Source organism: Aeromonas sp. HMWF017, from assembly GCF_003061465.1.
Lineage (GTDB): Bacteria > Pseudomonadota > Gammaproteobacteria > Enterobacterales > Aeromonadaceae > Aeromonas > Aeromonas veronii.
Map to the genome: position 1 here is coordinate 12,205 of NZ_QAJD01000065.1, position 9,641 is coordinate 21,845.

Consider the following 9,641-nt stretch of genomic DNA (forward strand, 5'->3'; position numbering starts at 1 on the left):
TCGGCCCCTCGCCCATCCCCCAGATCGCTGTCACACACCACCACTGCGGGTGGCTGCCCCTTTCGATCCAGTTCGTCCAAGGCCAGCTCCGCCGCCCCCTGACCGACTACCACCACCAGCGCGAAATGGCCGAGCAGCGGAGCCAACTCCTGTTCGAATTCGGCCAGCAGTTGCACGTTGGCGGCGACACACAGCAGTGAGAAAGGGCTCATCAGCGACACTCCGTTGAGGCTCACTGCTCACTATATCAGCGAATCTTGTAGGGTTTTGCGAGGGGGCTAACAGCTGTCGCGGAAAGTGCACAAATAAATAAAACAGAAAACAACTGAATTTAATTCGATAAATATGTCAACAACAAAACAAAAGACAAAATGTGACAACAATCAAAAATATAAACCATGATGGAGGTCAACGCCTTATCCCTGTCATTACTACTACTATTGGACTAGTACTATGTAGGTAATTATTGACCGTAGGAAAACGCCGCCATGATTGGAAAACTGATAAGAAAAACCTGGTTCTGGCTCCTGCTGCTCGGGGCCCTGCTGGGTGTCGCGGCACTGGGTGTCACCGTGACCGTGCTGCACAAGACCAGCTCCACCGAATTCTGCGTCTCCTGCCACTCCATGCAGACTCCGCTCGCCGAGTATCAGGGCAGTGTCCACTTCCAGAACACCAAGGGGATCCGCGCCGAGTGCGCCGACTGCCACATCCCGGGCGACCCCACCTCCTACCTGTGGACCAAGATCCGCGCCGTGAAGGATATCTATCACGAGGCGATCGGCACCCTGGATACCCCGGAAAAGTATGAAGCCCACAAGCTGCGGATGGCCCAGTCCGTCTGGGACGAGCTGAAAGCCAACGACTCCGCCACCTGCCGCAGCTGCCACAGCTACGAGGCGATGGACATTCTGGCCCAGCGCCCCAATGCCCGCGCCGAGCACCCGGTCGCCATCAAGGAGGGCCAGACCTGTATCGACTGCCACCGCGGTGTCGCCCACATCATGCCTGACATGAGCGGCCTGGCTGCCGCCGGTGCCAGCGAGCTGGCGCAGGCTGCGGCCCAGACCCCGGCCAACGTCACCACCCGCTACGCCATCGCTACCACCCCGCTGTTCCTCGATGCCGCCGCCAAGACCGACGAAGGCACCCTGATGCCCTCCACCAAGGTGGAAGTGCTGGCCAACGAAAACGGCCGCGCCAAGGTGCAGATCGAAGGCTGGCAACAGGATGGTGTGAGCGAAGTGTTCTACGCCGCACCGGGCAAACGGATCCTCAGCGTACTGGTCGGCGATGCCGCCAAGAAAGCGCTGGTCACCGGCCAGAGCGAAACCGACAGCGCCACCAACCTCACCTGGCATCAGGTCAAGCTGACCGCCTGGGTCGACCAGAGCCAGCTTATCGGCGATCAGGGCAAGCTGTGGCAATACGCCTCCACCCTGATGTCCAACAACTGTACCGGCTGCCACGGCCTCACCGCGCTGGATCACTTCAACGCCAACCAGTGGATCGGCGTCATCAAGGGGATGGAATCTCGTACCTCCCTGACCCCGGAACAGGCTCGTATGTTGACCCAGTATGTCCAGAAACACGCCAGTGACATGAGCGCGGCCCACTAAGGCTGGCACAGAGGAAAACCGTTATGACTTTTTTCAATGACAAGAAGACCAATCTGTCCCGCCGCAACCTGCTCAAGGGGCTCGGCGCCTGCGCAGCCCTGCCCCTGCTCGGCGGTATTTTTCCCAAGAGTGCGCTGGCGCAAGCCATCAGCACTGCATTGAGTCAGTTCCCGACCCTGGTTCCCGCCCAGAAGGGCATTCTGACCGGCGCCCACTGGGGTGCTTTCGAGGCGATCGTCGAAGATGGCCGCATGGTGCGCGTCCAGCCGGTGGCCGATGATCCGGCGCCAAACGATCTCATCGACATGGCGCCGTTCCAGGTCCACGCCAAGAACCGCATCAAATACCCCATGGTACGCAAAAGCTGGCTGGAGCACGGCCCGGGCGCCAAACCCGAGCTACGCGGTGCCGACGAGTGGGTGCGAGTGAGCTGGGACAAGGCGATCGAACTGGTGGCCGGTGAAATCCAGCGCGTGCAGAGTGACTTCGGCCCGCAGGCGATCCACGCCGGTTCCTATGGCTGGAAAAGCGTCGGCATGTTCCACAACAGCCGCACCCTGCTGCACCGCCTGATGAACCTCTCCGGCGGTTTCACCGGTTATGCCGGTGACTACTCCACCGGCGCGGCTCAGGTGATCATGTCCCACGTGATGGGCTCCATCGAAGTGTACGAGCAGCAGACCGCCTGGCCCAACGTGGTGGAGAACGCCGAACTGGTGGTGCTGTGGGGGGTCAACGCCCAGGTCACCCTGAAGAACAGCTGGAACATGCCGGACCATGAAGGTCAGGCGGGCTTCAAGGCGCTGAAAGAGAAAGGCACCCGCATCATCAGCATCGACCCGGTCTACAACGAGACCGCCAAGCTGGTCGGCGCAGAGTGGATTGCCCCGAACGCCTATACCGACGTGGCCATGATGCTGGGGGTGGCTCACACCCTCTACAGCGAGCAGAAGCACGATCAGGCCTTCCTCGATCGCTACACCGTCGGCTTCGACAAGTTCCTCGCCTACCTGCTCGGCAAGGATGACGGTCAGCCGAAGAGCGCCGAGTGGGCGAGCACTGTCTGCGGCGTCGATGCCAAGGTTATTCGCCAGCTGGCCCTCGACATGGCCGCCAAGCGCACCATGATCATGGCCGGTTGGGGCATGCAGCGTCAGCAGCATGGCGAACAGCCCAACTGGATGCTGGTCACTCTGGCCTCCATGCTGGGCCAGATCGGCCTGCCGGGCGGCGGCTACGGCTTCAGCTACCACTACTCCTCCGGTGGCAGCCCCACCGCCAAGGGCGGCATTCTGGCGGGCATCTCCGCCGGCAACGCACCGAAGAACAGCCCGGCCCCGATCCCGGTGGCCCGCATCGCCGACTGTCTCGCCAACCCGGGCAAGACCATCGACTTCAACGGCCGCAAGGTGACCTATCCGGACATCAAACTGGTCTACGTGGCAGGCGGCAACCCCTTCCACCACCATCAGGACACCAACAACCTGCTGCAGGCGTGGCGCAAGCCGCAGACCGTGATCGTGCACGAGCCCTACTGGACGGCCACCGCCAAACACGCCGATATCGTGCTGCCGGTCACCACCAGCTACGAGCGCAACGATCTGGAGATGGGCGGCGACTACTCCCAGCGTTATGTCTTCCCGATGCACCAGTGCGTGCCGCCGCAGTTTGAAGCCCGCAACGACTTCGATATCTTCAGCGCCATCGCTGCCAAGCTGGGCGTGCAGGAGCAGTACACCGAAGGCAAGGACGAGATGCTGTGGCTCAAGCAGATGTACGACGGCATGGCGGCGCAAGCCCGTGGTGCCAGGGTGGCGTTGCCGCCGTTCAACATGTTCTGGGAGTCCAACAACTACATCCGCTTCCCGATCCCCGAGGCCAACCGCCAGTGGATCCGTCACGCCGATTTTCGCGAGAACCCGCTGCTCAACCCGCTCGGCACCCCGTCCGGCAAGATCGAGATCTTCTCCAACACGGTGGCGGGGATGGGTTATGCCGACTGCGCCGGCCATCCCAAGTGGTATGAGCCCAAGGAGTGGGTGAAGAGCGAGGTGGCGGCGCACTATCCGCTGTCGCTCAACACCTCCCACCCGACCCAGCGGCTGCACTCCCAGCTCGACAACACCCCGCTGCGGGACAAGTTCGCCATCGCCGACCGCGAAGCGATCATGATCCATCCAACCGACGCCAAGGCCCGTGGCATCGCCCAGGGGGATCTGGTGCGCGCCTTCAACGAGCGCGGCCAGATTCTGGTGGGTGCCCTGCTCTCTGAAGATGTGCGTCAGGGGGTGGTGCGGATCTGCGAAGGGGCCTGGTTCGACCCGGCCAAACCGGGCGAAGCGGGCAGCATCTGCAAGAACGGCAACGTCAACTGCCTCACCTTCGACGAAGGCTCATCCAGACTGGCGCAGGGCAACTGCGGCCACATGGCCCAGCTGCAGATCGAGAAGTACACCGGCCCCGTGCTGGCCAACACCGCCCACGCGGTACCGGCCAACGGTTAACGGCTCTTTCAACCCAAGCAAAACGGCGCCATCAAGGCGCCGTTTCTTTATCTGTCTGCCACAGAGCAGACATGGTCGGGAGGGAGTTAAAAATCACCCTCTTCCATATACTCCTGCGCACACTCCACCAGCTGCGGCCAGAGCTCTTCCGGCACCCAGGCGTCCGGGTCATCTTCATCCCCATCGTACTGGCTCCAGAAGTAGCGGCGCAGGCCGGAGGCGAACTCGTCGCTGATCTCGGCCAGCTCCGAGAGCGGCCCCAGCCAGGCGATACGACGCAGGCCGGAGGCGAGATCGTTGATGGCATCCATCAGGGTGCGATCGTCGAAGCTCTGCTCCACCAGCAGGGTGAAGCGCTCGCGCGCCTGCTCGGTCTGCTCCTCGTCCAGCTCGCCCACATCGGCCAGCAAGTCGACAAAATCTTCCAGAAGGAACGCGATCAGGCCATCCCTGTCTTCAAACCACTGGATCTGGGCGCCCTTGACCCCCAGCACAGAGGCATCAAACGAATCGTCAAGGTGACACAGTGCCCACGGATCGTCGGTCATGCTTCTCTTCCTCAGGCTAAAACAAATGCCATATGTTATGCCTAGCTCTCGACTCTTGCCACCTTGGGCAACGAGAGGGAGGCGGCCAGACCGCCCAGTTCGGCGCGGCCCATGATGAAACTGCCCCGATAGGCTTCCGCCAGATCGGAGACGATGTTGAGACCCAGGCCCGAGCCCGGCACCTTCTCGTCGAGCCGCACCCCGCGCAGCACCGCCTTGGCGATCTGATCTTCGCTCATGCCGGGGCCGTCATCCTCGATACGCAAGGTGATCCAGCCACCCAGCTCGGCGCTGGAGATGCGCAGCTCGCTGGCTGACCACTTGAAGGCGTTCTCCAGCAAATTGCCCACCATCTCGTCGAAATCCTGCTCCTCCACCCCGACCGCCAGATTGGCGGGCACTTGCAGATCCACCGTCTTGCCCGGATAGAGGCGGGAGAAGGCGCGGCAGATATACTCCACCCGCGCCCGCACCGGAGTCGAGACCCCGAGGATCTTGGCTGCGCCGGTCACCCGCGCCTTGCCGAGGTGGTAATCGATATGGCGCTGGATCTGGTCGAGCTGCTCGCCGATGGCGGCCTGATCCTCCGGCGGCAATTGAGCCACCTGATTGCGCATGATGCTGAGCGGCGTCTTGAGAGCGTGGGCCAGATTGCCGGTGTGGGATCGCGCCCGCTGCAGCAGCTCGCCGTAGTGGTGCAGCAGCCGGTTGATATCCTCCACCAGCGGCTGGATCTCCAGCGGATAGCGCAGCCGGAACCCCTCCTGATGACCCTCGTGAACCCGCCCCAATTCGCGGCGCAGCAGGTGCAGCGGCCGCAAGCCGTAGACGATCTGGAACATGAAGCCGAGCACCAGACCGGCGGCGGCAAAGCCGAGACCGAGGAACAGGCTGATGCGGGTCTTGTTGAGGGTCTGGGTCAGGGCGCTGCTGTCCTTGGCCATCACCAGAGTGAAGACCCGATCCGAACCGGGCAGCAGCACGGTGCGGGTCATGATCAGCAGCGGCTCCTTGTTGGGCCCCTTGCCGACGAAGAGGTCAGGATCGCCAAACGCCGACTTGAGGCCGTCGCTCTTCAGATTGGTATCCCACAGGGAGCGGGAGCGCCCCACCACATCGCGCCCCAGCTCCAGCTGCCAGTAGTAGCCGGAGTAGGGTTGATTGAAGCGGGGATCAGAGAGGGAGCCTGTGACCACCGGCAGGCCGGTTTTGGCCACTTCCAGCCGGGAGAGCAGATCATAGAGCTGCAGGCGAAGGCCGTCGGCCTCCGCCTCCTGCCAGTAGTTGCGCATCATGGTCTGCAGACTGAAACCGGTGGCGAACAGAAACAGCCCGCACCAGACCAGCGCGATGGCGACCAGTCGCCCCCGCAGGGTTCTGACCAGCCTCATTCGTTGATCCGGTACCCGAGGCCGCGCACTGTTTCAATCAGGTCTGGATTGGTTTTCTTGCGGATCCGGCCGATGAACACCTCCACCGTGTTGGAGTCGCGGTCGAAATCCTGAGCATAGATGTGGTCGATCAGCTCGCTGCGCGACACCACCTTGCCCCGATGCTGCATCAGGTAACCCAGCACCCGGAACTCGTGGGCAGTCAGCTTGATGGGGGTCCCTTCGTACCACACCTGCGATGCCGCCATGTCGAGCCGCACCCCGCCGATCTCCAGAATGGAGCTAGCATTGCCTGCCGCCCGGCGCACCAGCGCATGGACCCGCGCCACCAGCTCGGCCACCTGGAACGGCTTGGTGAGGTAGTCATCGGCACCGGCGTTGAGCCCTTCGATCTTCTCGTGCAGCTGGCCACGGGCGGTCAGTACCAGCACCGGGGTATCGATTCCCTTGCTGCGCCACTCTTTCAGCACGCTCAGGCCATCGCGCCCCGGCAGGCCGAGGTCGAGAATGATGGCGTCGTAGGGTTCGGTCTCACCGAGGAAACCGGCCTCGTTGCCGTCGTGGCAGAGGTCGGTGACAAAGCCGGAGAGGCGCAGCTGTTCGGCCAGCTGGCCAGCCAGAATTTTTTCGTCTTCAACAATCAGAATTCGCATGAACAGGCTTCCACACAGGGGTTATTCATCATCCTCGACCGGGGGCTTGGGCGGTTCGAACAGCCGCTCCAGATGGTGGCCCTTGGCCCACACCAGCTCAAGGTTGTCGGCCCGATAGGCTACCTTGATCACGCTGTTTTCCCGATCGATGACTCGCAGTTCATAGAGCCAGATACCATCCTCTTCCCCCAGATCTACCCGCAACACCCGCACCGGCAATCTGGCCGCCACCTCCATCATTTCATGGAAGGGCCGAACCCGTCCCTCATGGACAGCTTGCTGCAGCATGGCTTCATCAGGCGTGACCGCCTGTGCCAGCAACGGCAGCAATAACCCAAGCAGAGGGAGCGCTCTATTCATGGATGATTCATCTCCAAAAACCTAACATAATGGCGTTTATAGTCTGCCAGCCATGAATCCGGAATGAATATGATCCCGCGCAGTTTCCTGCTGATCCTTTGCCTGTTGAGTGCCACAAGCTGGGCGGCCCAGAGCCGTCTCGACATGGCCGGGCTGGTCAAACTCCTGCTGGCGCAAGGGTATCACGACATTCGGGAAGTGGAGCTGGAAGGGGACAAATTCGAGGTCAAAACCCTCAATCGCCAGGATCAGAAGGTGCATCTCATCGTCGATGCCTACACTGGCGAGATCAAACAACAAGAGGCCGATTAGGCCTCTTTTGCATTCCAGCGTCCCCGCATGGGGCGCAGCAGCTTCTCCCGCCTCGGCCAGAGCAGGGCGCAGGCCAGCAGCAGGTAGATGAGGGGCTCCCCCCAACCGCTCTTGAGCGACCACCAGTAATGCACCGGCACCAGCAAGGCGATGGCATAGACCCAGTTGTGCAGCTTCTGCCATGCGGCACCCATGCGGCGCTGCAATGCGGGCAGCGAGGTGATGCTGAGGGCGGCCAGCAGCAGCAATGCCACCATCCCCACCACTATGTAGCTGCGCTTGACCAGCTCGCCGCCAATCAGCCCCCAGTCAAACTGCAGATCCAGCCCCAGCCACGCCATGAAGTGGAGCTGCGCCCAGGCAAAACACCAGAGCCCGAGGGGGCGGCGCAGCTTGATGAGCTGCCCCTGCCGCCAGCGCTTGGCCAGCGGCGATACCAGCAGGGTGAGCAGCAGCAGGTTGAGCGCCCCCTTGCCGAGGTAGTGGATAAGCTCTGGCACCGGATCGCCCCCCAGCAGACCTGCCGGAATGGCAAACCCCAGCCAGAGCAGGAAGCCGAGAGCGCCCAGATGCACCAGTGCCCGCAAGCCGTTGATATGGGCCGGTTTCAATCTCAGTACCATTGGCGCAGATCCATCCCCTGATAGAGCGAGGCGACTTCGTCACCATAGCCGTTGAACATCAGGGTCGGCTGACGCTTGGCGCCAAACACTCCTCCCTCGCCGATGAAACGCTCGCTTACCTGACTCCAGCGCGGGTGATCCACCTGCGGGTTGACGTTGGCGTAGAAGCCATATTCGTTGGGAGCCAGCAGATTCCAGGTGGTCGGCGGCATCTCCTCCACCAGCCGGATCGAGACGATGCTCTTGATGCTCTTGAAGCCGTACTTCCACGGCACTACCAGCCGGATCGGCGCGCCATTCTGGGCGGGCAGGGTCTTGCCATAGAGCCCCATCGCAAAGAAAGAGAGAGGGTGCATCGCCTCGTCGATACGCAACCCCTCCACATAGGGATACTCGATGCCGCCCCCCAGACTGGAGGCCTGACCCGGCAGCTGTTTCGGATCAAACAGGGTTTCGAAGGCGACAAACTTGGCACGACTGGTGGGCTCGGCACGGCGGATGATCTCCGCCAGCGAGATGCCATTCCAGGGCAGAACCATGGACCAGGCTTCGACGCAGCGCAGCCGGTAGATCCGCTCCTCCAGCTCGCTCTTGTTGATGAGATCCCACACATCGAGGGTAAAAGGCTTGGCCACCTCCCCCTCCACCTTGAGGGTCCAGGGTTCGGGCTTGAGGTAATGGCCGTTGCGAGCCGGGTCGGACTTGTCGGTGCCCAGCTCATAGAAGTTGTTGTAACTGGTGGCCTTCTCTTCCGGTGTCAGTACCAGATTGGCCGGGCGCTCGGCAGGCTTGCTGTTAAGCGGCTTGGTGGCTAACTGGGGAGCATCCTCTTTACCACGCAGCAGGTCGAGCACTCCGGCCTGAGTGGGAAACGCCAGGGTGGCTGCGCCCAGACCCAGCCCTTTGAGAATAAGGCGGCGGTCCTGATAGACGGCTTCCGGGGTGACATCCTGTTCGGTGAGGGGGTGGGCGGTACGACGCTTGATCAACATGAAAAACTCCCGGGGCTGAGTGAGGCAGTATGGATAAGACCCGCCCCGGCAGATTTTTATTTCACACAAATTTACATCATGTGGTGCAGGGGCAGTGCCTTGGCCATGGTGCCGACCAGAAACAGGACTACGAACACCAGCAGGGGAACGATCACATTTGGCGCCATCGGACTCACTCCATGAGCAGGACAGGGCCTCCAACTATGGCCGACTGTCAGGCCGGTCACCAATGAATTTTTTTCGCGAGCGCAAGCGTATTCCCGAGTTGAAAAGGGTGATGAAGATCACACACAATTCGGCCCCCGCTTGCCGCCCCGATTGCCGGGGGTAGGCTGCCCATTTTGCGAAGCCAACTAAAGAGTCGCCCCCATGAGCCCACTGATCGCCATCGCCATCACCACTGGAATTCTCTCCGCCGTCTGGGGCTGGATTGCCGTCGCTTTCGGCCTTATCTCCTGGGTCGGCTTTCTCGGCTGCACCAGCTATTTCGCGTCAAGCGGTGGCTACAAGGCGCTGCTGCAGACCATCTTCTGCAACACCAGCGGCATGCTGTGGGCGCTGCTGCTGATCCATGGCGGTGACCTGTGGGGAGCCGGCGTGGTGGGTTATGTGATGACGGGGGTGGTCGCAACCCTGATG

Annotated in this window: 10 protein-coding genes and 1 pseudogene; 4 read left to right on the forward strand and 7 right to left on the reverse strand. The window is 61.8% G+C overall.

The features are described from left to right. A pseudogene (locus tag DBR30_RS21735) lies at positions 1 to 212 on the reverse strand (histidine kinase); the annotation flags it as partial. A 276-nt stretch (positions 213 to 488) separates the two neighbouring features. Here DBR30_RS21735 and DBR30_RS06350 point away from each other — a divergent pair. Together DBR30_RS06350 and torA are read left to right on the forward strand one after the other, a co-directional pair. After that, positions 489 to 1,619, forward strand: a complete 1,131-nt coding sequence (locus DBR30_RS06350) for a NapC/NirT family cytochrome c (protein WP_005339847.1) — start codon at positions 489 to 491, stop codon at positions 1,617 to 1,619. 23 nt (positions 1,620 to 1,642) lie between these two features. Next, entirely contained in the window at positions 1,643 to 4,123 is a 2,481-nt protein-coding gene (gene torA / locus DBR30_RS06355; protein ID WP_108542313.1) for a trimethylamine-N-oxide reductase TorA, read from the forward strand. Positions 4,124 to 4,209: 86 nt separating this feature from the next. Here torA and DBR30_RS06360 read toward each other — a convergent pair whose 3' ends face one another. Genes DBR30_RS06360 through DBR30_RS06375 form a run of 4 tightly spaced genes read right to left on the reverse strand, consistent with a single transcriptional unit; the run spans position 4,210 to position 7,075 of the window. Next, a complete protein-coding gene (locus tag DBR30_RS06360) occupies positions 4,210 to 4,671 on the reverse strand; it encodes a hypothetical protein (protein WP_108542312.1) in 462 nt (153 codons plus the stop codon). 41 nt (positions 4,672 to 4,712) lie between these two features. Continuing rightward, positions 4,713 to 6,062 (reverse strand): sensor histidine kinase, encoded by a 1,350-nt coding sequence (locus DBR30_RS06365; protein ID WP_005339828.1) that lies wholly within the window; start codon positions 6,060 to 6,062, stop codon positions 4,713 to 4,715. Beyond that, complete coding sequence (locus tag DBR30_RS06370; RefSeq protein ID WP_005339826.1) at positions 6,059 to 6,715, reverse strand: response regulator transcription factor; 657 nt, start codon at positions 6,713 to 6,715, stop codon at positions 6,059 to 6,061. Before DBR30_RS06370 ends, DBR30_RS06365 begins: the two co-directional genes overlap by 4 nt. 21 nt (positions 6,716 to 6,736) lie before the next feature. Further along, positions 6,737 to 7,075: a PepSY domain-containing protein gene (locus tag DBR30_RS06375; RefSeq protein WP_005339825.1), complete on the reverse strand. Its 339-nt coding sequence runs from the start codon at positions 7,073 to 7,075 to the stop codon at positions 6,737 to 6,739. A gap of 63 nt (positions 7,076 to 7,138) precedes the next feature. Here DBR30_RS06375 and DBR30_RS06380 point away from each other — a divergent pair, with 63 nt between their 5' ends. Further along, the gene (locus tag DBR30_RS06380; protein WP_013724184.1) at positions 7,139 to 7,387 is read left to right on the forward strand and encodes a PepSY domain-containing protein; all 249 of its coding nucleotides are present in this window, start codon (positions 7,139 to 7,141) and stop codon (positions 7,385 to 7,387) included. Here DBR30_RS06380 and msrQ read toward each other — a convergent pair. Both msrQ and msrP read right to left on the reverse strand, forming a co-directional pair. Next, complete coding sequence (gene msrQ / locus DBR30_RS06385) at positions 7,384 to 8,010, reverse strand: protein-methionine-sulfoxide reductase heme-binding subunit MsrQ (RefSeq protein WP_108542311.1); 627 nt, start codon at positions 8,008 to 8,010, stop codon at positions 7,384 to 7,386. The two genes, DBR30_RS06380 and msrQ, sit on opposite strands and share 4 nt — an antisense overlap. Continuing rightward, complete coding sequence (msrP, locus tag DBR30_RS06390; protein WP_108542310.1) at positions 8,001 to 9,002, reverse strand: protein-methionine-sulfoxide reductase catalytic subunit MsrP; 1,002 nt, start codon at positions 9,000 to 9,002, stop codon at positions 8,001 to 8,003. The genes msrQ and msrP overlap by 10 nt, the downstream gene beginning before the upstream one ends. A 369-nt stretch (positions 9,003 to 9,371) precedes the next feature. Between msrP and DBR30_RS21740 the strand changes: the two genes are divergently transcribed. Next, positions 9,372 to 9,641, forward strand: a 270-nt coding sequence (locus DBR30_RS21740) for a DUF1097 domain-containing protein (RefSeq protein WP_258224308.1), incomplete at its 3' end; no start/stop codon positions are given.

Excerpts from the sequence above, each read along its gene's own strand:
- DBR30_RS06380 (WP_013724184.1), top strand. The coding sequence starts at position 7,139 with ATGAATATGATCCCGCGCAGTTTCCTGCTGATCCTTTGCCTGTTGAGT.
- msrQ (WP_108542311.1), bottom strand. The coding sequence starts at position 8,010 with ATGGTACTGAGATTGAAACCGGCCCATATCAACGGCTTGCGGGCACTG.
- DBR30_RS06365 (WP_005339828.1), bottom strand. The coding sequence starts at position 6,062 with ATGAGGCTGGTCAGAACCCTGCGGGGGCGACTGGTCGCCATCGCGCTG.
- DBR30_RS06375 (WP_005339825.1), bottom strand. The coding sequence starts at position 7,075 with ATGAATAGAGCGCTCCCTCTGCTTGGGTTATTGCTGCCGTTGCTGGCA.
- torA (WP_108542313.1), top strand. The coding sequence starts at position 1,643 with ATGACTTTTTTCAATGACAAGAAGACCAATCTGTCCCGCCGCAACCTG.
- DBR30_RS06370 (WP_005339826.1), bottom strand. The coding sequence starts at position 6,715 with ATGCGAATTCTGATTGTTGAAGACGAAAAAATTCTGGCTGGCCAGCTG.
- DBR30_RS06350 (WP_005339847.1), top strand. The coding sequence starts at position 489 with ATGATTGGAAAACTGATAAGAAAAACCTGGTTCTGGCTCCTGCTGCTC.
- DBR30_RS06360 (WP_108542312.1), bottom strand. The coding sequence starts at position 4,671 with ATGACCGACGATCCGTGGGCACTGTGTCACCTTGACGATTCGTTTGAT.
- msrP (WP_108542310.1), bottom strand. The coding sequence starts at position 9,002 with ATGTTGATCAAGCGTCGTACCGCCCACCCCCTCACCGAACAGGATGTC.